We start from the raw sequence: 20,517 nt of genomic DNA on the forward strand, positions 1-20,517 counted from the left end.
CATTTGCGACCACATAAACACCATGATGAGCATGAATCCCGAAACCCATCCCGAAACCGCAACCGCAGTCCCATATCGTCCACTTGGCTTGATAAAACAACTGCTCGAACACATGAATCTTGAAGCCACCCACATGTACGAAGACCTCATCTTCGTTGAGCACAACGCTTTTCTGCTGCAGATGGGCGAAAAAGGGGAAGAACTCTACGTCTGGTTCAATAGCGATTCAGTCCCTGAAGATCGACCGGAGATTCTCACCAGACTCGCAGAACCAGCTGGGTGGCTCTCGCTCAAACCCATAGTCAAAGGCATGTTCAGCATGCAGCAAAACGATCAGGATGAATCCTTTCAGCTGGAATTCATCAGCCAGTCGTCGTAACCCGAATACCGTTGCTGTCAAATCAGCTTCATTTCGGATAAAATAGCAGAGTAGCGAAAAAACACTTGTTGCCTGATAATTTCTCGTTATAGTGTCTGTTTCTATCGACGGCATTCATTCGATAGCAAAATAATTGTGAAATTCATCCGGCGACAGAGAGGTTACGCCGGATCTGTTATAAAATCGGGTTCCCTCACCCCGACCAAAAAAAAAGGACTCTTCAATGCTTGTTCTTTCTGATGCGCAGACTAAGCGCGCCCTGGTTATTCTTGTAAGTTTTCATATTTTCATTATCGCCGCGAGCAACTATCTGGTACAGCTGCCATTCCAGCTATTCGGCTTCCATACCACCTGGGGCGCATTCAGCTTTCCGTTTGTCTACCTGGCAACCGACCTTACTGTGCGTATCTTCGGGGCCAGTGAAGCACGGAAGATTATTTTCGGGGCAATGATTCCGGCCCTGATTCTGTCGTATCTGGTATCCGTGCTCTTTTTTGAAGGGGCTTATCAAGGAGCGGCCGGGCTTGCCGAGTTCAATCTTTTTGTTTTTCGCATCGCTTTCGCCAGCTTCACCGCCTATGCCCTTGGCCAACTGGTGGACATTAGAGTTTTCTCCAGGTTGCGCCAGAATAAGCGCTGGTGGGTTGCGCCGGCTGCCTCGACAGTTCTTGGCAACCTTCTTGATACAGTGATTTTTTTCTCAGTCGCCTTTTATGCCAGCACCGATGCTTTCATGGCCACCCACTGGCCGGAGATCGCCGCGGTGGATTACGCCTTTAAGCTGTTCATCAGCCTTCTGCTTTTTCTGCCAGCCTATGGAATTCTGCTGAGAATCATCACTGACAGAATCCTTATTCAACCGTTTAAAAGTGGTGCTCTTGCAGGACAATAAGTCCCGCCCTGCCAAGTCATCCTGTTTTACCTGAAGAGCTAGGTCAGTGATTGTCCAACAAGCACTGACCTGGCCTGGATTTTTCCTTTTTCTCTTGCGGCAATATGTTCTTTTTTGCCTGTACCTGCCACCAGCATTTTTCGCGAACTCCAGACCTGCGCCCCCTTCCGCTTTCCATGCATTTTCATATTGTTAATATGTATTCTCGACAGTTTTAAAGCATCAAGTGTATACTGCATGAATAATCCTGGATTTCTCAGCGATCTTTTCCGAATGGAAACTACGCTGTAAAAGATTTTTCAGCCCTGAAACAGTATTATGCAATTGTGATATGATACGGTTAAAGCCAGTTATACCTAGCTTACTCTCTGCACTTCGCCTGGTTATTGCCCTGATTTTTCCGGCAGTTCCTGAAAAATATTGGCTGTGGCTGGTCGTCTTTGCAGCTATCAGCGACGTGCTCGATGGCTGGCTTGCGCGTAAGTGGCAGGTTATCAGCTGGCAAGGTGCTCTGGTCGACGCAATTGCCGACAAGTTTTTCGTGCTGACAGTTCTGTTTGTCTTTACACTTTCAGACAGATTTGCAGTGTATTGGATTCCCCTCGTCCTGGCTCGCGACTTGCTGGTCGCGGCTACTGCCGGTTTTCTGGCTACCAGGGGGTTATGGGCAGAATTCAAAAATACCAAGTCACGCCCGACAGGTAAAATCGCCACAGGTGGTCAATTCATCCTGTTCGTTATCATTCTGGCAGCGCCGACACAAATACTTTCCGGTTTGATACTAGCCTCCACTTGCAGCATTGTTGCAGCTTTTGATTATGGCCTGCTCTTTTGTAAATTTCTCTCAACCAGACATTCGGCAACACCGAAGAACAATACAGCATAAAGTTACTTTACCTGCTTAAGCATTCAACCTTGATTGCAACCCTCTGTCCTGTTGCTACTCCCCGACAACGGAACACATTCAGGAGCGGGCGATGTTTGAAACACTCAGGCTTGTTCTCTTTCTTCTCATCGTAAACGCCTTACCACCGCTGATCGCCCTCCTCTCAAAAGGTCGTTTTTCGCAACCTCTGGACTACGGCAAAACATGGTTGGACGGTAAAAGAATTTTCGGCAGAAATAAAACCATCCGCGGAATTCTGGCCGGCATTATTGGCGGCACCCTCCTCTTTCCTCTTCTTGACCAGCCAATTTCAATCGCCTTTACAGCCGCGCTTCTGGCCATGCTCGGCGATCTCTCCTCCTCGTTCATCAAGCGAAGGATGGCCTTGCCAAGCGGCAGTGAGGTGGCTTTTCTCGATCAGCTGTTTGAATCACTGTTTCCAACAATCTACCTGGCCTCAGTGATACCATTCGGGTTCTTCAAAGCTGCCGCCATCCTGCTCCTGTTTGTTACAGTCGCCTATCTCAGTTCCCGTATCTGGTCCATTTTGACCGTTGCCGACATACCGGAAGATTATCCCCGTACAGTATCCTCCGCCGTTCGCTATAAGGAATGGAAATCATGCCACACGCCCTATGCCCGCTACCATGTCTGGTTCAACCTTACCAATATTCTCTCTGACCAGATCCTGTTGACATTCTTTTTTAAAGCGACAGGCCTGTATGGGCTTGGCGAAAAAAATGCCAGATCCCTCAGGATTGAGGAGAAAATCTATTTTTTCGAATCACTCCCTGAAGAGTTCAACGGTTTCAGAATCGCTTTTCTGACAGATCTTCATCTGGACGGAATGGAGGGAATAGCAGATCTCATAAAACAACAGCTCGATACCGTTGATTTCGATCTCCTCCTGATCGGTGGCGACATACGAATGAAAACGTATGGTTCAATACAACCAGCAATTACAGAACTTCAATCACTGATGGAGGCTGTTGACGCGCCATACGGGACCTTTGGCGTACTCGGCAATCACGATTGCCTGGAGATGCTCCCGGAGATGGAGGATGCCCGGGTAATCATGCTGGTCAACGACTCAGCGCCAATCACCAAAGGCAACTCCACCATCTGGATTGCCGGAGTCGATGACCCGCACTACTACAATCTGGCCGCCCCAGACAAGGCGGTGGAAAATATCCCCGATAATGGCTTTATCATCTTTCTCTCCCATTCCCCGGAACCCTATATACAAGCCTCGTTTACCGGCGCCAGACTCTTCCTGTGCGGTCACACCCATGGCGGCCAGATCTGCCTGAAAGAAGGAAAACCGATAATCACCAACAGCCGCGCTCCGCGATTCACTGCCAGTGGGCCCTGGCACTACCAGGGTATGCATGGATATACCAGCAGAGGTGTCGGTACATCAAGTATCCCTGTTCGCTTTAACTGCCCTGCCGAAATTGTGGTGATAACTCTGGACAAATCGACTTAGTCGTTGGATAACATAAGTTTTTTTGCCTTTGTGCTTCACTGCACATTTTCCTTAGCGTGTAGGCAAAGAAAGCTATGCAAAAGTCTATAAACGGGCTATTAACTCGTCATGCCCTTGCTGCAAATCAATACCAGCTGTCCGAAGAGTTCTCAACGGCCTTCCAGGTCGCCAGTTCTTCTCTTGGGTCACATAACCATCAACCGGCATTTCTCATTATCATGAAAATTCCGGGCTCATCTCTTTTCTAATACCGCCCATGGAACTCTTAGGATACCCAGCAGAAATCGTAATTTTTCTTTTCTTCATAGCTGCAATTGCAGGCATGATTGACACTCTGGCCGGGGGCGGCGGGCTTATTGCCTTACCTGCACTCATCATGAGTGGTGTGCCGCCTCTTTACGCCCTTGGAACCAACAAACTTCAAGGTTCTGTCGGTACGGCGACAGCGAGCCTCATAATGTTTCGTAAGCGCAGAGTCAACTGGCATGATGTCAAATGGCTGATGCTCTCCGCCCTTATCGGCTCAACCATGGGCACCATCGCCCTCCAGTTTATTAACACTGAAGTGCTTACCTTCGTGGTACCGATAGTACTATTCTGCATTGCCGTTTACTTCCTGATTTCGCCAACTCCAAGACAAGACAAGGGCGAGGCCAAGATATCGAACCGTCTTTACCGAAACTGTATTGTGCCGGCAATCGGTTGGTACGACGGCATGTTCGGCCCCGGAACCGGCTCCTTTTTTGCTATGGCAGGTGTATCTTTACGGGGTCACGGCCTGATAGACGCCACCGCCATAGCCAAAACACTCAATTTTTCGACAAACATAGCCTCTCTGATCGTATTTCTTTTCGCGGGAAAAGTCGTCTGGCTGCTGGGGGCCATCATGATGACAGGGCAGATGCTCGGAGCCTGGGCCGGCTCGCATATCCTTTTTAAAATCAATCCTGCCTACCTGCGCGTGCTGGTAGTCATCATGTGTACCGGTATGTTGTTGAAATACTTTTTCTCAGTATAGGCAAACCAGTATTTCGATCCCGTTCCCTTCACATATACACGGCTGGCACAACAGATCCCCTGAGCTGCCGGGATATGCCGGTTTGGAATAGTGTCTGGGCGGAACCCGAAAAGGTACGCCCTGCCTGGACTCCGATCAATCCACAAAACGCTGTCATCTCTTTCGCCTTTATGCTAATAAACTAGAACAGCTGCCTATTCTGGTTTATTTCAGCTATCCCCCGGCTATTATTGCGGTATTTTCCAACCACTCCTTTTCTTTCTCTAATTTTTTCCCCTTGACACCCAAGAGCTAAGGTGGTTATGTAACACGTATTGAGAAATCGTGTTACCTGTTTTTGTTTACGGAGTTGCGTTAGCAAAGGACCACTCGATATGACAACACAGTATGGTAGCAGTAACAATCTGGTTATCGATTCTTTCAGGGCTTCCGGCTACTCATGCCATGACCTGAATATCGCCTGTACAACAGACCTTTGGTCATCATTGCCGGCGATAACCTCCTTCTTTTTATTTCTCCCTTCCAACACCCCATAGTTTGCTATGCATATTTCAGAAGGTGTATTATCCGCTCCCGTTCTCATCACCGGTGGTGCCTTAACAGCAGTCGGCACTGCAATCGGTCTGAAGTCTATAGACTACGACCGTGTCATGCCGGTGGCCATTCTTACGGCAACGTTCTTTGTCGCTTCATTGATTCATGTGCCTATCGGCCCCAGTAGCGTTCATCTGGTACTCAACGGCCTGCTTGGAATCCTGCTGGGCTGGGCCTGTTTTCCGGCAATCCTGATTGCTCTGTTATTACAGGCTGTCTTTTTTCAATTTGGGGGAATAACCGTAATTGGCGTCAACACCCTGAATATGGCAGCGTCTGCCCTGGCCTGCTACTACCTGGTCCGCCCCTGGCTTGCCCAACCTAAAACCCGAGCTGCGGCAGCCTTCATTGCCGGTTTTGGAGCCATTCTGCTTGCTGCCATTTTTATGGCGGCTTCCCTGGCCCTTGCGGATATAGGCTTTCTCCGTGCAGCTCAGCTCTCAATTGTCGCCAACCTGCCGGTAATGGTCATAGAAGGCTTCATCACCATGTTCACGGTAACCTTTATTGCCCGGGTCCACCCAGACATTCTCAAAGGATATAAATAATGAAAATGTTCAACTCTATAGCTACGCTGTCTCTGCTGCTCATTCTCACAGCCGGCACAGCGTTCGCCCATAAGGTACGGGTCTTTGCCTACGTTGAAGGAAATGACATTGTCGGAGAGACAGCCTTCAGCGGTGGTAAATCTGCCAAAAACGTAGCCGTCGAAGTGTATAACGATGCCGACAACGCCCTGATCAGCTCAACCACTACCGATGAAAAGGGAGAGTTCTCCCTGCCCATCCCTGATCTCGCCAGGGAACAAAGTCTTAACCTGAAGATTGTCGTCAATGGTGGAGATGGCCACAGAAACAGCTGGCTATTGAATGCAGATGAGTACCTGCCTGCACCTGAACCCAACGACACTAATCAGGTAGCCCCACCTGCAGCGCAGACACCGGCAGAGGTCAGCCCTGCCGCAAAAGGTGTTCCTGGCCTGCCAGGTGCAGAAATCCGGCAGGCAATAGATGAAGAGACACTACGTCGTATTGTCGACGAGTCTGTAGAAAAACAGTTGAGACCTGTGAAGCATATGCTCGCTCAAACCAAGGAGAAGCAGATATCACTGCAGGATATCATAGGCGGCCTCGGCTATATTTTTGGTCTTGCCGGCGTCGCGGCATACTTCTCATCACGAAAAAAATCCGAGAAAGGAGAACATTAATGATCCGCAACATGATTGTCGCCGGTTGTGCTACCGGTATACTTTTATGCGGTGCCGGGCAAACCATGGCGCATTTCGGCATGGTTATTCCCTCTGAAAATATCGTCACCCAGCAAAAGAAAAATATCGACATCAACCTGTCTTTTTCCCACCCATTTGAACTGATCGGCATGGACATGGTGAAACCGACCCGTTTCTACGTGGTTGCTGAAGGTGAACAGACCGACCTGCTCAATTCCCTGCATGAGGCAGAGGTTATGGGCCACCAGGGCTGGGCAACCAACTTTAAAGTGAAGCGTCCCGGCGTGTATCACTTTGTCATGGAACCGCAACCATACTGGGAACCAGCCGAAGACCTCTCGATCATTCACTACACGAAAACCATTGTCGCCGCCTACGGAGATGATGAAGGCTGGGACGAACCAGTCGGTTTACCGACCGAGATTGTGCCGATGCTGAGACCGTTCGGCAATTATGCCGGTAACAGCTTCACGGGGCAGGTACTTATCGACGGCAAGCCCGCCGCCAATGCTGAGGTGGAGGTTGAGTTATATAACCGCGACGGCAAATACCAGGCACCAGGCGACTACCATGTAACCCAGGTAATCACCGCGGATGAAAACGGTGTCTTTTCCTTCACCTGCCCCAAACCTGGCTGGTGGGGCTTTTCAGCGTTATCAGAGGCCGACTACACAATCAAAAATCCAGAGGGTGAGGATAAAGGTGTCGAACTGGGCGCCGTTCTCTGGACCTACCTCAACGAATACCAATTACAGTGATATTCGAACAATTCAGTCAGGGTAATTCCCTGCTTCATAGAACAGACACCAGGGTCAAGCTGGTCAGCGCCACGGCGCTGACCCTGGTACTGGCACTGACAAAGAGCTACCAGGTCGCATCGTACGGCCTGGTGCTCGCCACGCTGCTGGTTTTCATGGCCAGGCTGAACCTCAAAAGTGTTTTACTGCGTCTGGCGGTGGTCAACAGTTTTACCATCTTTCTCTGGCTGACCCTGCCCCTGACCTATCCCGGCCAGGCTATTGCCACACTTGGGCCACTTGGTATCAGCGATGCTGGAGTGCATATGGCTTTGCTCATCACCTTGAAGACCAATGGTATCGTCCTGCTCTGCATCGCCCTGCTTGCGACTTCAAACATCGCCGATATCGGCCACAGCCTGAACAGACTGCACTTTCCCGAAAAGCTCTGCCTGCTGCTGCTCTTTTCTTATCGTTATGTATTCCTCATTCATCAGGAATTTCAACGTCTGGTACGAGCCGCCCGCCTCCGTTGTTTCAGGCCCGCCACCAATATGCACACCTACCGTACCTATGGGTATCTTTTCGGCATGACCCTGGTGAACAGTTGGCATCGCGCCGAGCGGGTCAATCAGGCGATGACGCTGCGTGGATTCCATGGTAGATTTTACAGCTTGAATGAAAAGTCCTGTTCCAGATCAGATCTGGTCTTTGTAGTTGCTATGATCTTCGTCGCCGCCGGACTCGGCTCGTTTGAGCTGCTTGTGTTGTAGTTGCCAATCTTCCTCAAGGACACCCCTGATATGAAACAACCGGCAATCCTCACCCTTCGGGATATAACTTTTTGCCATTCCATACAATCGACCCCGGTTCTTGACGACTTCAACATGGAGTTTCGCCAAGGGCAGCGGCTGGGCCTGATCGGGCCTAACGGTTGCGGCAAAACAACCCTATTTCATATCATCATGGGTTTACACGAACCCACCTCGGGGTCAATTCTTTTTCGCGGTAAAGAACTCTCCGACAAAAAGGATTTCGATATTCTACGCAAAGAGATTGGCCTGCTCTTTCAGGATGCCGATGATCAGCTTTTTTCCCCGACTGTCCTCGAAGATATCGCCTTTGGCCCGCTCAACCTGGGTGCAACCCCGCAAGAGGCGAAGGATATCGCCGTCCGCACATTAAATAACCTCGGCCTCGATGATTTCGCCAATCGCATTACCCATCAGCTCTCCGGCGGTGAGAAAAAACTTGTCTCGCTGGCAACCATCCTCGCCATGGAGCCCAAGGCTGTTCTGCTTGATGAACCGACCAACAATCTCGACCCCGCGACCCGCCACAAGCTTATCCACATTCTGCGGGATCTCGATGTCGCCTATATCATCATTTCACATGATTGGGATTTTCTCTCGGACACCTGCGACGACATCTACTCCATGCAGAACGGCAAGGTTACCGACTGCGGCAAAGCCCATCTGCATAACCACAGCCACGCCCACGCTCATGGTGAGCAGCCGCACCGCCATGGACATGGTCGTGCGTAAGCTGCATTTCTTCTGTTTACCCGGATATGTTCTGAAAAAATTTATTCAACCAGTTCGATCTCAACTCTCCTGTTTAGGCTACGCCCATTTGTGGTATTATTTGAGGCCACAGGCACATTGCTGCCATAGCCTTTGACCATTATCTGTCCGGGATCAACTCCCCTGCCAAGGAAATAACTCCTCAGCATATTGGCTCTGGAAAGTGAAAGACGATAGTTGTAATTCAGAGAACCATGGGAATCTGTGTGGCCTGAGATCTTGATTGTCGCGCTGGGCCGCTGTTTTAAGTGGGCAACCAGAGCCTCTAGACCTGCCAAGTCACCAAAGTCAAAGTCGCTCGAATCATGATTGAACCGCAGTATCAGCACTCCCTGTGGTACTTCTGATGCAATATTTTTCATCCGGAACCGCACCATTGGTCGTTTTTTTGCTGTTGTCGAATCACCACTTCTTGAGTTGTTAACCACTGCGGACAGGACCGCAACAGAGGTTAATGTATCCTGAGGCGAGTCGGCCCGACTCATCTGGCCTTGCTCTATCTCATTCAGCTCGGTCTCAGTAGTACTTGGCACACCATTCTCATCAACAGCCCCCCCTTCTTCGCTCTCCCCGATCAGGATTTCATCCGCTCCAATTGTGCTCTTTTCGCCCACAGGCTGATCTTCAACTTCTGCCACGACCCCTGTAACTGGTTGTCTGGAATCTTCAGTCAGGTCTTCCGCCGCAACCTCGGTTGAGCCATCACCTTGGTCAGTTATAGTGCTCCCTATAACGTCTTGTGCTGATTGGTCACCTGCCGGTTCTGTCTCAAATCTTTTTAAATTATTGCCTGATTGGAGTTCGATCTCTATCGGTTCCTTGACCGGTTTGTCATGGAAATGCATTTCATTGTCTTGAGCTTCCACTACATTTGAACGTACTCTCGTTTCGGTTCCTTGCCTTTTGTCGCCCGGCTCACCTTCTGCCTTGTCGGCTCGCCTCTCGTCCGGTTTCAGCGTTGTCGTCTGTTCATCAACCATTTCTGTAATGTTTGGCCGCTCCAGCACCAGTTTCTCGGTCAACCACTTGTATCCTGTCAGGAAGGTTCCCGGTGCCAAAATATAGAAAATCATTAAACCAGCAAACAGTATGGCCGCAGTGGTCATTATTCCTGATAGTAGACGATTGGCCTTCTCCTGCTTGAGATCAGTCCGAAGATCATCATTACCACTGGCATATTCAGCTGCTGGAGCAGAGGGTCCGGGGTTTGCCTTCCCCCCCTCGTCTCTGGCAACAGCTACCGCGGCGACTGCCGGCTTAGTCCGTCTGGGCTGGATGGCAGGAGGAATCGGTCGAGGCGGCGGCACTGCTTTTCTGGTATATTGCGGGATTTTCAAATCATGGGCACAGATCCGCACCATGTCCGCGTCAATAACACGCCTCTCCTTCACATAACCGTTGAGCAGGCAGTGATCGCAGATGATATTTATCCGCCTCGGAAAGCCACCTGAGTAGGCGTGGATTTCGCGCACAGCCCTATCGTTAAACAATCGCTCAGTCGTGCCGGCAATTTTCAACCTGTGAACTATATACCTGCCGACCTCCACCTCCGAAAGCGGATTGAGGTGATAATTGAGGGTAAGACGCTGGGCCACGGCCCTGTTCTCAGTCTGCTCAAGCACCTGATTAAACTCATCCTGGCCAATAAAAAAAATATTGAGAAGATTGTTTCCGTCCTTCTGAATGTTTGACAGGAGTCGAATCTCTTCCAGCAGATCCTGGGTAAGGAGCTGCGCCTCATCAATAAGCAGCAGCACTTTTTTATTTTCTGCGTAAGCAATCTCCAGTAGATCACTGAAATACATCAAAAAGCGACCCTTACTCTTAAATTCCTTCTTTATGTTGAATGCCCGGGCTACATAATTAAAGAAATCGTTCAACTCCAACCTCGGATCAGGAACAAAGGCATGCAACACATCTGCACTCAGATTCCTGATCAAGGTGTTGATAAGAGTGGTTTTTCCTGTCCCGACATCTCCTGTCAGCAACATAAACCCCTTATTATCGAGCACTCCATAGGTCAGGGTTGCCAACGCCTCTCTATGCTTTTCGCCCAGCCAGATAAATTTAGGGTCCGATGATATCTGAAACGGCTTCGACTCCAACCCATAGTAGGAAAGATACATTTGTCGTTCACCTGAGTGTTATTTAAGTACAACATATTGAGAAATTTCTTTGCAACGTATGCTGAACAGACACGATCCATGCTTTATAACAAAGCAAATCTACATCGATTCCATTGAATATTTGACAAACTGATCCGAAAGCCTCTCTAACACATTATCTACCCTGGAATATCATTGCAACAGTTTGATAGAAAGAGAGATTTATCTTAACTTTTCATATCAGACCTGCACTCCGCTGCAACGCACCTCCATGCTTCAGACATTTTTGTTCCTCGCCTACATAAATGTCTATCATCATACATCATCCTACTCATCACAGAAATTCTTCACACCTCCCAGATCCCCTCGATATCCCTCTGTATTTACGATCTTTGAACATTCTCTCCGACAACTGGCACAGTGGTTGCTCTTCTCACTGCAAAGTCAGTGAACGTAACCATGCGAAGAGACCGAAAGGAAACACTATGGAACCATTACATATACTTAAAGAGCGAAAAGCCCAGATCCACCGCAAAGGCGATGCACCTTTTGCCCTTGAATGCAACAAGGATAGCCTCGCAGGTGCAGTAAGCCAGCGGGCCTGCGTCTTTTGTGGTTCGCGGGTCGTGCTCTACCCCATTGCCGATGCAGTTCACCTGGTACACGGGCCAATCGGATGTGCTGTCTATACCTGGGATATACGAGGCGCACTTTCTTCAGGCCCCGAGCTGCACCGGCTCTCTTTTTCCACTGATCTTCAGGAGATGGATGTGATTTTTGGTGGTGAGCCGAAATTGTACAAGGCACTCATTGAGCTTATCGACCGGCATCAGCCGAAAGCCGCTTTCGTCTACTCCACATGCATTGTCGGCCTCATCGGCGACGACCTCCAGGCGGTCTGCAAACGTGTTGAAAAAGAAAAAGGAATCCCCGTACTGCCTGTCATGTCCGAAGGATTTAAGGGCAACAAAAGAGCGGGCTACAAAGCCGCCTGCAACGCCATGGAAAAACTGGTCGGCACCGGTGACACAAGTGGTATTTCCAAACACAGTATCAATATTCTCGGCGACTTCAACCTGGCTGGCGAAATCTGGCTTATCCGCGACTATTACCAGCGTATCGGTATCGAAGTGGTGGCCAATATTACCGGCGACGGCCGAATCGACGATATCAAACGGAGCCACGGTGCCTCACTCAACGTCGTCCAGTGTTCCGGTGCCACCATGGATCTGGCCAACATGATGGAAGAACGGTTCAACATCCCCAATATCCGCGTTTCCTACTTCGGTGTCGAAGATATGGCCGAATCCCTTTACGAGGTCGCCCGCTACTTTAATGATGCGGAGATGATGGAAAAGGCCCGCATACTGGTTCGTGATGAACTGGAAACTTTGCTTCCCGAACTCCAGCAATATAAAGCCGCTCTCACCGGCAAGCGTGCTGCCATCTATGTGGGAGGTGCCTTCAAGGCCTTCTCCCTGGTCAAAGCTTTCCGCCTGCTGGGTATGGATGTGGTCATGGTCGGCTCCCAGACTGGTACTGCCGAAGACTATGAAGAGCTTCAGGAAATTACCGATGAGGGAACCATCATCATCGATGACGCCAACCCTCTGGAACTCTCAGCCTTCATCCGCGAAAAGGATGTGGACATCTTTGTTGGCGGCGTCAAGGAACGCCCCATCGCCTACAAGCTCGGTGTGGCCTTTTGCGATCACAACCACGAGCGCAAGGAGTTGCTGGCCGGTTTCAGCGGCATGCTCAACTTCGCCAAAGAAGTATACAGCTCGGTTATGAGCCCCGTGTGGCAGTTCGTTCCCAGAAGAGCAGAGGAGGAAATCTCATGAGCAAGATGCCTAATTACATATCGACCACCAACGCCTGCAAACTCTGCAAACCACTTGGTGCTTCACTCGCCTTCAGGGGTATTGAGGGGGCGGTCCCCTTCCTGCATGGTTCGCAGGGCTGCGCCACCTACATGCGACGATACATTATCAGCCATTTCAATGAACCGATAGATATCGCCTCTTCTTCTCTTGGTGAGAAACATGCGATTTACGGTGGCTCAGCCAACCTGAAGCTGGGCTTGAAAAATGTCACAGCGAAATACTCCCCGGAGCTGATTGGCGTGGCAACCACCTGTCTGACCGAAACTATCGGTGATGATGTACAGATGATTATTCAGGAGTACAGGGACGAATTTCAAAGCGGTGCCGGTGAACCACTCATCGTCTCGGTCTCTACCCCGAGTTACTCAGGTTCGCACATGGAAGGATTCCATGCCGCCACCAAAGCAGTGGTTGAGCAGTTAAGCAGTGGAGGTGAACGGAACACCACCATCAACATCCTGCCGGGATTCATTTCAGCCGCCGATCTCAGATATCTCAAAGAGCTGGTCAGCGACTTTGATCTCAGTGCCACCATTCTCCCTGATTACTCTGAGACTCTCGATGGTGAAGCGCTTAACGAATATCCCCTTATTCCCAAGGGCGGTACCCCCTTATCCGCTATTACCAGGATGGGGTGTTCGAAAAAAACTCTTGAGTGCGGGCGAACCCTGCCCGACTCAACCGCCGGGACAAGTTTAAAAGTGAACCATCAGGTGCCCTTGACCCGACTGGGCCTCCCTATCGGTATCCGCGAGACTGATACCTTTATGTCTGCTCTTGCCGAGGTAAGTGGCAATCCTGTTCCTGAAAAATATGCCACAGCCAGAGGACGTCTGGTCGACGCTCTGGTCGACGGCCATAAATACATCTTCGGTAAACGGGCCATCGTTTACGGAGAGGAAGATATGGTGGTCGGCATTACCGCTTTACTGGCCGAAATCGGTGTCCACCCGGTGCTATGTGCTTCCGGCGGCAAAAGCGGCAAGTTTAAAAACAGCATCGAAGCAGTGCTGGAAGGGCTCAACTGCGAGCTGCCTGAGGTTCATGAAAATGTCGACTTCTTCGACATAGAGGAGCGCGCGACAGAACTCAAGGCAGACATGCTGGTTGGTCACTCCAAAGGCTACACCTTTTCCAGAAAAGCCAATATCCCTCTTATCCGCGTTGGTTTTCCAATTCACGACCGCGTGGGAGGACAACGGCTACTGCACATTGGTTACCACGGAGCCCAGCAACTGTTTGACACCATCACCAACACCATGATCGCCAAAAAACAGGACGACTCCGACGTTGGCTACAGCTACATGTAGAGCACAGGAAATTATCGACTCAAGCAATATTCAATATCGCTTCAATACCGTTACATATTGCGACAACAGAGGCTCACAACTCCGGTCAGCCTCACTGATAAAAGGCCAATACCATGAAAGAACTCAACACCAGGGAGTATCATCGTCATCCATGTTTCAACCCTGAGGCAAAGGGCAAATACGGCCGTGTGCATCTGCCGGTGGCCCCAAAATGCAACATTAAATGCAACTTTTGTGATCGTAAATATGATTGCGTCAATGAGTCCCGGCCAGGCGTCACCTCTTCCATACTCAGCCCCGCTCAGGCCAAAAGATACATGCACAAAGTGCTGGAAAAAGAACCTCGAATCAGTGTAGCGGGTATTGCCGGGCCTGGAGATCCATTCGCGAACCCGGAAGCCACCATGACCACTTTACGTATGATTCGTGATGACTTCCCTGACACCCTGCTCTGTCTCTCCTCAAACGGAATGGGTATTGGCCCGTATATCGACGAAATTGCCAGGCTTAATGTCAGCCACGTAACGATAACAGTCTGTGCGGTTGACCCTGTGATTGGCAGTCAAATCTACAACTGGGTGAGCGACAACAATATCATTTACCGTGGCTTGCAGGCTGCGGAATTGCTCCTTAAACGACAGCTTTCCGCAATTCGCAGACTCAAGGAACATGGTTTGACCGTGAAAATCAACTGCATTGTCATACCCGGCGTAAACGACCATCACATAGAAGAGATCGCCGTGAAAATGAAAGAACTCGGGGCTGATCTTTTCAACTGCATGGCACTGTTTCCCAACGTCAATACGCCATTTGGTCATCTGGAACAACCCAGCAAAAAAGTGATGGAGGAGTTGCGCGCCACCGCCGAACAATACCTGCCACAGATGCGACACTGCACCCGTTGCCGGGCTGATGCCGTTGGCCTGCTTGGTGAGGATCGCACCGAAGAGTTCAGAAGTTGCCTAAGTGATTGCTCGAGCCATAAAACCACCAAGGCTGAAGAACGACCGTATATCGCAGTGGCAAGTCAGGAAGGAATACTGGTCAACCAGCATCTGGGAGAAGCCACCACTTTTCAGATTTGGGCCAGATCAGGCGGCACGCTCAAACAGATCGACGATCGGAAAGCCCCGACAACCGGCGGAGGCATCCGGCGGTGGCACCAGTTGGCAAAAGTACTGGGTGATTGCCAGGCTGTGTTGATCAGCGGCATAGGGGTGACCCCTGCTGATATTCTGACAAAAGCCGGCATTACGCCTGTTGAGGCTGCAGGCTTTATCGAAGAAGCGCTTCACACCGTCTTCGATGGCGGCAAGACTGAAGGTCTGAAAGGCCGCCGTAAATCATGTGCCTCAGGCGAATGCCTCGGCTCGGGTACAGGTTGCGGTTAAGCCGGGAGTTACCAGACACACCATGATCTCAAGCTGTGTTTATTTTTTGAAGTAGCAGATCTATTACCTTCTCCTGCGGCACAACTCCCAGGTCTCTCTTTCTGCCATGAGAACCTGGTTCGAATTTCTCATGAGCATTTTGTCGAAATCAGAAGATAGTATGAGTTTTTCAGGCATTGCTGAAATCCGCCCCTCTTTTCTTCAAAATGCTCACCGAAGGTCAGTCCATCCAGTGTCATCTTCTACAGTATTTCGGCAGTAAACATAGTCCACTATGGTTTACTGCCAAAAACTTCGAACCCGACACTGCCTGAACTGATGAGAAGTTCGAACTGGAGCTGCCGCATTTCCATAAAAAATCCCCCGGAGCCTGAAAACTCCGGGGGATTTTTTTTTCAATACCTTCTGCTACGATAGTGCTCTAAGCAGCTTACTGCATGTTGCTGGTGAACTGAGCTCGTCTGTTTCTGGCACGTCCTTCCGCGGTGTCATTCGGATAGGCAGGCTGTGTCTCACCATAACCAACAGAATCAAGGCTGGCCGGGTCAATTCCAACATTCTGTATCAGGTAGTTCATAACTGAATTAGCACGTCTTTCAGAAAGACCCTGATTGTAGGTCTCGGCACCGATGCTATCGGTATGACCTTCGACCGTGAGTTTCAGGCCCGGATTGAGATCGAAAATACGCTTGGTATCATCCAATACTGAGAAGTACTCAGGCTTGATGTCATACTTATCAAAATCAAACAGCAAGCCGGTATCATACTCCCAGCATCCTCTCTCGTTGACCTGCACACCTTTTGGCGTATTCGGGCAGTCGTCCCGAATATCAGGTACCCCATCACCATCGCTGTCGATCAGGGTGTATGCTGAAAGGATATTCTGCCAGGCCCAACCATCGTAAGCTATGCTCACGCTATCTCCAAAAATCACCTCGTCACCAACAACCCTCGCATAGGACGGCACTTCAAGTATTTCACGAGCATTCTCAGGAAGCAACTCAAGACCATAGGCTGTGAAAATATTGTGATAGTATGTTGGCGGATAGGCGATATTATCATCATTGAAGACAGCCTCTCCGTCACCTACTTTCGCATAGGTTTTGGGAACCATACCTGCGTACTCAGGCATCAACTCAATGCCATACGCTTCCATGATCTGATTGAACTTATACGATGGATAAGCGGTGGACTCGTTCTCGAAGGTTACTGTTGCATCCTCCGGCATCTCAATAGCCATGGCAGGTGTACTGAGAGCCAGAGCTGCCAGTGAAACAAATAGTGTTTTTTTCAGCATACTGTTCTCCTCAATTCGTTTATTACGTTTTCAACCAGCAGATATTCAGGCATCCCAGATGGTTATCGAACCCTGAACTTAGAGCCCATTGCATCGCAGGGACCCGGTTTCAGCGCCAAGCGCAGACTCGCAGGCTGATTTCAAAACAGACCAGCAAACGCCAGGTCAACTGCAACACGCTGCCCTCATAACAATCCAGCACAGAGATATAGAGGACAGAAGTTCAATCGAAATCAGACCAACATAACTTTTCACCCCAACAAACTTGCTTTTCGGAGTCGCAACACTCGACTCGCCGTAACCTGTTGATATTTACAGGAATGAACAAGATGAGCATTGCGTGTGTTAGGTAACGATAATCAATTACACTCCACAATCAAGGAGCTTTTTACAAACATTTCAGTTGCTTCTGAGCCTTTCCTAACACTATAAAATACTGATAATCTGATATTTATTTGTATTATTGAGAGCCCCGGAGCTATTGGGGTCAAAAAAATAAATTATGGGGTTCTTCATTAGCACATATTGAATCAGCAGATTGCCAGACATGGACAAAGAAGTACCGTTTATCTGCTTAGTCACACTTGAAACTCAATCAAAATCTTATAATCTTCTCACTTCAATCCTAACACACGAAGAGCCTATGAATCCAAATGTTTTTGCAGGAGGCTGATGGCAGCCAACTCTCTCTCCGGATGGTATTTCCCCACTATTTGCGGCAGAGGTAACCGGAAAATTTCAATTTTCCCTCCTGACTTGTGAATAGCGCCCCCCTCAAAATCTCCCTGCCACCACTGCGTGTCATAAGTATTTTTTTCCAGAACCATCCGACAACCGCATTCCCCCGCCAACTCAGGCACAGCACCTGCCGGCCCAGACCACTCCATGCCTATCTATTCTTTTTTCCGATGCTTTTTTCAATATTATTTGTTTTAATGGCTAGTAACATATTCATCCCCAAAAGGTCATTCTTTTTGCTTTCAGGCTTTGCCAGACTATTTCGTATCGCCACACAGCTTTACACGCACCAATCTTGTCCATGTCGAAATACAGATATACCCCTGCTTCAAATTAGCGCTTAAGGAATCCATACCACTGAATCTGCCCAGTCAGATTTAACCGGAGTTCGGCAGCTATCCGCGCATGCCCGGAACACTCCTTTTCTTCAACAGGCAACAGAAATTGTAATTCGCTCGGATAAAGCATTCCCATACTCCTCAAAACTTACACAAGAGGCTCTTCAGAATGATTTTTTCCAACAGGATTTCAAGGATATGGAGCCAGACCATCGTTCTGGCTGCGGTAATGCTGATTGCTCCCAATCTATGGGCTGGTCGTCTTGGTCCGCATCTTGAGAGAGTGATCGAAACCGAAGGTGCCCGCTTTGCCGGTGGTAAATTTGCCTCCACATTCACCCGTACAATAGACGGCAAAAAAGAAGGCTTTGCCCATGTCTTCATTGATGCCGATATTGCCTCGTTAAAAAACCTAGAAGCTCTGGGGGCCGAGATCAACACGGTGACTTCAAGCGGTGTTATGACCGCTGTAGTCCCTGTCAACAAGCTTCGGGCCATAGCCGCAGTGGCCGGTGTTCACAAAATCACTGCAGGACAACCCGTAAAGAAGATGATGGATGTGAGCGCCACCGCAACAGGCGTCAATCTACCTGACACGAGTTACCCCCGTTCCGGGGATTCAGGAACCGGCGCGATCGTTGGTGTCATTGACACCGGGATTGATATTGAGCACCCTGATTTCATAGATGCATATGGCGATACCAGAATAATCGCCATATGGGATCATACCCTGGACTCTACCGATGTAACCCAGACAGTTTCTCCTCCGGCAGGCTTCAGCTATGGAACAGAATGGACTTCACCATTGATCAACGGGGGTTACACCACCTGCGCGCACCGCGACAATGACGGACACGGTACCCATGTGGCGGGTACGGCCGCTGGTAACGGCAGTGCTCCCAGTTATGCCGGGCCTTATACAGGCCTTGCCCCTGACGCCGAACTGCTGATTGTAAAATTCGACTTTGATAACGAGAAAAACCGCAACTCAGACACCGCCGTGGTCGACGCCATCAACTGGATTTTTGAGAAAGCTGCCGCAGCCGGCAAGCCGTGCGTCATTAACATGAGTATGGGCAGCGACTATGGCCCTCACGATGGTACCACCGCTGAAGAGCGTGGTCTTGATGATCTCACCGGTCCCGGCAAGATTGTCTGTATAAGTGCTGGAAACGCAGGAAGTAGCTGGGAAGGCCCCTCTTTCGATACCCATGGCGGCCCAATTCATGGCTCGGGCAATGTCCAGACCAGCCATGACATCGTCATTTCCACCAACAGTAATTATACACCCACTTCGGCTGACGACTACGCCTTCTTTGACATCTGGTATCCAGGCGATGTCACAACCTACGTCCAGATTACCAGTCCGAGCGGTGTTACCTACCCGCAAAGCTACACCGGCAGTAACAAAACCCTGTGGTACACCGATGGCAAATCCGGTGGTTTCGCCACTCCGGAAGGAACGGTTTATGTGGAGAATATCTCCGGTGCAAACTCCTTCTGGGAAGCAGAAAACGGTGACAACAACATCTATATCGAAATTTCTGATTTCAGTGGCGTCAATCCCGCCTCCGGTACCTGGGTCGTCAACATCTACTCCACCGCAAGCGGCGATGTAACCTACCATGGCTGGCAGGGTTTCAGCGACAGCCTGAAACATTCCTTCGTCTGGTATGACAGCGGCAGCGCTTCCCATGTGATCGGAGACCTCACCGATCCCGACCTGGCCGACAATTCCATGACTATCGGTAAGCCCGCCACGGCAATTTCGGCTATCTCCATCGGCGCATACCAGACAAAAGCCACCTGGCCGGGACGATTCTATGATGACTGTGAAGATCCATCGTCTGCATATTCATATATAGATATGGATTACGCTACCCCGCCAATCACCTATTACAACGACTTCCACCTCCAGGACATCGCCTATTTTTCCAGTCGAGGTCCAAGTCGTGATGGCCGCAGTCAGCCATTTATCTCTGCCCCTGGTGTGGGCATTGTGGCCTCCCTGTCCCAGGTAAATCATGCCATACCGGGTTACAACTATTTTCGATGCATGAACCGTGTTGAGTACGGTGGCTACTATACCACCCTGCAAGGGACGAGTATGTCCTGCCCCCATGCGACAGGTTCAGTTGCTGTCCTGTTAGGTGCAGCCTCAGATCTGGGAATTACCCCGGCACCGGCAGACATGAAAGAAACTCTGCGCCAGGGCGCCCGCACCGACAGCTATACACACCCCGCTGCCACTGATCCAACTGAAGCCAACGACGATTGGGGTTACGGAAAAATAGATGTGACTACCTCTCTCGACTATCTGGGTACAACTCCTTCAGATCCGCCCCCCGCTCTTGACACAGTTGTGCCGGACAGTGCCGGCTGGCGTGACACCGTTACCGTGACCCTGTCCGGTTCCGGTTTTCAAACTGGAACCACTGTCGACTTTGGGGCGCTTATTACTGTTAATTCCGTAACAGTGGTCTCTGAAAGCGAAATAATCTGTTCAATCAGTGTAGTACACAAGGCCGTTATCGGCCCCCGTGATGTTACCGTCATCAATCCTGACGGCCAGAGCGCTACGCTGGTCGGAGGATTCACGGTAGTCAAGTAAGATAGTCCTCTCCGAGGCCCCTCCTGGCGTACCATCTC

Annotated in this window: 18 protein-coding genes; 15 read left to right on the plus strand and 3 right to left on the minus strand. The window is 50.0% G+C overall.

Going from position 1 to position 20,517, the window contains the following annotated elements; genetic code table 11:
* Positions 1 to 31: 31 nt before the first annotated feature.
* Positions 32 to 379, plus strand: coding sequence for a hypothetical protein (locus FCL45_RS01120; RefSeq protein WP_136795467.1), 348 nt, complete (start codon positions 32 to 34; stop codon positions 377 to 379).
* Positions 380 to 602: 223 nt separating this feature from the next.
* Complete coding sequence (locus tag FCL45_RS01125) at positions 603 to 1,271, plus strand: 7-cyano-7-deazaguanine/7-aminomethyl-7-deazaguanine transporter (protein WP_136795468.1); 669 nt, start codon at positions 603 to 605, stop codon at positions 1,269 to 1,271.
* A gap of 38 nt (positions 1,272 to 1,309) precedes the next feature.
* On the opposite strand, the gene FCL45_RS01130 is transcribed toward FCL45_RS01125, so the two are convergent.
* Positions 1,310 to 1,510, minus strand: a complete 201-nt coding sequence (locus FCL45_RS01130; RefSeq protein WP_136795469.1) for a hypothetical protein — start codon at positions 1,508 to 1,510, stop codon at positions 1,310 to 1,312.
* Between the two features lie 92 nt (positions 1,511 to 1,602).
* On the opposite strand from FCL45_RS01130, the gene FCL45_RS01135 reads away from it, so the two are divergent.
* The 9 genes from FCL45_RS01135 to FCL45_RS01175 all read left to right on the plus strand — a co-directional run bounded on the left by FCL45_RS01135 (position 1,603) and on the right by FCL45_RS01175 (position 8,764).
* Positions 1,603 to 2,157, plus strand: a complete 555-nt coding sequence (locus FCL45_RS01135) for a CDP-alcohol phosphatidyltransferase family protein (RefSeq protein ID WP_136795470.1) — start codon at positions 1,603 to 1,605, stop codon at positions 2,155 to 2,157.
* 91 nt (positions 2,158 to 2,248) lie between these two features.
* Entirely contained in the window at positions 2,249 to 3,643 is a 1,395-nt protein-coding gene (locus FCL45_RS01140; RefSeq protein WP_136795471.1) for a CDP-archaeol synthase, read from the plus strand.
* A 256-nt stretch (positions 3,644 to 3,899) separates the two neighbouring features.
* Positions 3,900 to 4,661 (plus strand): TSUP family transporter, encoded by a 762-nt coding sequence (locus FCL45_RS01145; RefSeq protein ID WP_136795472.1) that lies wholly within the window; start codon positions 3,900 to 3,902, stop codon positions 4,659 to 4,661.
* Positions 4,662 to 5,035: 374 nt separating this feature from the next.
* Positions 5,036 to 5,197, plus strand: coding sequence for a hypothetical protein (locus FCL45_RS01150; RefSeq protein WP_153305530.1), 162 nt, complete (start codon positions 5,036 to 5,038; stop codon positions 5,195 to 5,197).
* Between the two features lie 6 nt (positions 5,198 to 5,203).
* Entirely contained in the window at positions 5,204 to 5,803 is a 600-nt protein-coding gene (gene cbiM, locus FCL45_RS01155; protein ID WP_136795473.1) for a cobalt transporter CbiM, read from the plus strand.
* The gene (locus FCL45_RS01160) at positions 5,803 to 6,462 is read left to right on the plus strand and encodes a transthyretin-like family protein (protein ID WP_136795474.1); all 660 of its coding nucleotides are present in this window, start codon (positions 5,803 to 5,805) and stop codon (positions 6,460 to 6,462) included. Before cbiM ends, FCL45_RS01160 begins: the two co-directional genes overlap by 1 nt.
* Positions 6,462 to 7,241: a DUF4198 domain-containing protein gene (locus tag FCL45_RS01165; RefSeq protein WP_136795475.1), complete on the plus strand. Its 780-nt coding sequence runs from the start codon at positions 6,462 to 6,464 to the stop codon at positions 7,239 to 7,241. Before FCL45_RS01160 ends, FCL45_RS01165 begins: the two co-directional genes overlap by 1 nt.
* Positions 7,238 to 7,993 (plus strand): cobalt ECF transporter T component CbiQ, encoded by a 756-nt coding sequence (gene cbiQ / locus FCL45_RS01170; protein WP_167495628.1) that lies wholly within the window; start codon positions 7,238 to 7,240, stop codon positions 7,991 to 7,993. The genes FCL45_RS01165 and cbiQ overlap by 4 nt, the downstream gene beginning before the upstream one ends.
* A 30-nt stretch (positions 7,994 to 8,023) precedes the next feature.
* Positions 8,024 to 8,764 carry an energy-coupling factor ABC transporter ATP-binding protein gene (locus tag FCL45_RS01175; protein ID WP_136795477.1) on the plus strand — a complete coding sequence of 247 codons (741 nt, stop codon included), beginning with the start codon at positions 8,024 to 8,026 and terminating at the stop codon, positions 8,762 to 8,764.
* 41 nt (positions 8,765 to 8,805) lie between these two features.
* On the opposite strand, the gene FCL45_RS01180 is transcribed toward FCL45_RS01175, so the two are convergent.
* Positions 8,806 to 10,929: an AAA family ATPase gene (locus tag FCL45_RS01180; protein ID WP_136795478.1), complete on the minus strand. Its 2,124-nt coding sequence runs from the start codon at positions 10,927 to 10,929 to the stop codon at positions 8,806 to 8,808.
* A 464-nt stretch (positions 10,930 to 11,393) separates the two neighbouring features.
* On the opposite strand from FCL45_RS01180, the gene nifE reads away from it, so the two are divergent.
* The 3 genes from nifE to nifB all read left to right on the plus strand — a co-directional run bounded on the left by nifE (position 11,394) and on the right by nifB (position 15,495).
* Positions 11,394 to 12,752: a nitrogenase iron-molybdenum cofactor biosynthesis protein NifE gene (gene nifE, locus FCL45_RS01185; RefSeq protein WP_136795479.1), complete on the plus strand. Its 1,359-nt coding sequence runs from the start codon at positions 11,394 to 11,396 to the stop codon at positions 12,750 to 12,752.
* On the plus strand, positions 12,749 to 14,104 hold the full coding sequence (locus FCL45_RS01190; protein ID WP_136795480.1) for a nitrogenase component 1: 1,356 nt from the start codon (positions 12,749 to 12,751) through the stop codon (positions 14,102 to 14,104). The genes nifE and FCL45_RS01190 overlap by 4 nt, the downstream gene beginning before the upstream one ends.
* A gap of 113 nt (positions 14,105 to 14,217) precedes the next feature.
* Entirely contained in the window at positions 14,218 to 15,495 is a 1,278-nt protein-coding gene (gene nifB, locus FCL45_RS01195) for a nitrogenase cofactor biosynthesis protein NifB (protein WP_136795481.1), read from the plus strand.
* Between the two features lie 430 nt (positions 15,496 to 15,925).
* On the opposite strand, the gene FCL45_RS01200 is transcribed toward nifB, so the two are convergent.
* Positions 15,926 to 16,792, minus strand: coding sequence for an OmpA family protein (locus FCL45_RS01200; protein WP_136795482.1), 867 nt, complete (start codon positions 16,790 to 16,792; stop codon positions 15,926 to 15,928).
* 1,245 nt (positions 16,793 to 18,037) lie between these two features.
* Between FCL45_RS01200 and FCL45_RS01205 the strand changes: the two genes are divergently transcribed.
* The gene (locus FCL45_RS01205; RefSeq protein ID WP_136795484.1) at positions 18,038 to 20,479 is read left to right on the plus strand and encodes a S8 family serine peptidase; all 2,442 of its coding nucleotides are present in this window, start codon (positions 18,038 to 18,040) and stop codon (positions 20,477 to 20,479) included.
* Positions 20,480 to 20,517: the final 38 nt, after the last annotated feature.

The sequence above is a fragment of the Desulfosediminicola ganghwensis genome, from assembly GCF_005116675.2.
GTDB lineage: Bacteria > Desulfobacterota > Desulfobulbia > Desulfobulbales > Desulfocapsaceae > Desulfopila > Desulfopila ganghwensis.

What these genes read in the sequence shown, in the direction of transcription:
- FCL45_RS01120 (WP_136795467.1), top strand. Translation starts at nt 32, where the DNA reads ATGAATCCCGAAACCCATCCCGAAACCGCAACCGCAGTCCCATATCGT.
- FCL45_RS01125 (WP_136795468.1), top strand. Translation starts at nt 603, where the DNA reads ATGCTTGTTCTTTCTGATGCGCAGACTAAGCGCGCCCTGGTTATTCTT.
- FCL45_RS01130 (WP_136795469.1), bottom strand. Translation starts at nt 1,510, where the DNA reads ATGCAGTATACACTTGATGCTTTAAAACTGTCGAGAATACATATTAAC.
- FCL45_RS01135 (WP_136795470.1), top strand. Translation starts at nt 1,603, where the DNA reads ATGATACGGTTAAAGCCAGTTATACCTAGCTTACTCTCTGCACTTCGC.
- FCL45_RS01140 (WP_136795471.1), top strand. Translation starts at nt 2,249, where the DNA reads ATGTTTGAAACACTCAGGCTTGTTCTCTTTCTTCTCATCGTAAACGCC.
- FCL45_RS01145 (WP_136795472.1), top strand. Translation starts at nt 3,900, where the DNA reads ATGGAACTCTTAGGATACCCAGCAGAAATCGTAATTTTTCTTTTCTTC.
- FCL45_RS01150 (WP_153305530.1), top strand. Translation starts at nt 5,036, where the DNA reads ATGACAACACAGTATGGTAGCAGTAACAATCTGGTTATCGATTCTTTC.
- cbiM (WP_136795473.1), top strand. Translation starts at nt 5,204, where the DNA reads ATGCATATTTCAGAAGGTGTATTATCCGCTCCCGTTCTCATCACCGGT.
- FCL45_RS01160 (WP_136795474.1), top strand. Translation starts at nt 5,803, where the DNA reads ATGAAAATGTTCAACTCTATAGCTACGCTGTCTCTGCTGCTCATTCTC.
- FCL45_RS01165 (WP_136795475.1), top strand. Translation starts at nt 6,462, where the DNA reads ATGATCCGCAACATGATTGTCGCCGGTTGTGCTACCGGTATACTTTTA.
- FCL45_RS01175 (WP_136795477.1), top strand. Translation starts at nt 8,024, where the DNA reads ATGAAACAACCGGCAATCCTCACCCTTCGGGATATAACTTTTTGCCAT.
- FCL45_RS01180 (WP_136795478.1), bottom strand. Translation starts at nt 10,929, where the DNA reads ATGTATCTTTCCTACTATGGGTTGGAGTCGAAGCCGTTTCAGATATCA.
- nifE (WP_136795479.1), top strand. Translation starts at nt 11,394, where the DNA reads ATGGAACCATTACATATACTTAAAGAGCGAAAAGCCCAGATCCACCGC.
- FCL45_RS01190 (WP_136795480.1), top strand. Translation starts at nt 12,749, where the DNA reads ATGAGCAAGATGCCTAATTACATATCGACCACCAACGCCTGCAAACTC.
- nifB (WP_136795481.1), top strand. Translation starts at nt 14,218, where the DNA reads ATGAAAGAACTCAACACCAGGGAGTATCATCGTCATCCATGTTTCAAC.
- FCL45_RS01200 (WP_136795482.1), bottom strand. Translation starts at nt 16,792, where the DNA reads ATGCTGAAAAAAACACTATTTGTTTCACTGGCAGCTCTGGCTCTCAGT.
- FCL45_RS01205 (WP_136795484.1), top strand. Translation starts at nt 18,038, where the DNA reads ATGATTTTTTCCAACAGGATTTCAAGGATATGGAGCCAGACCATCGTT.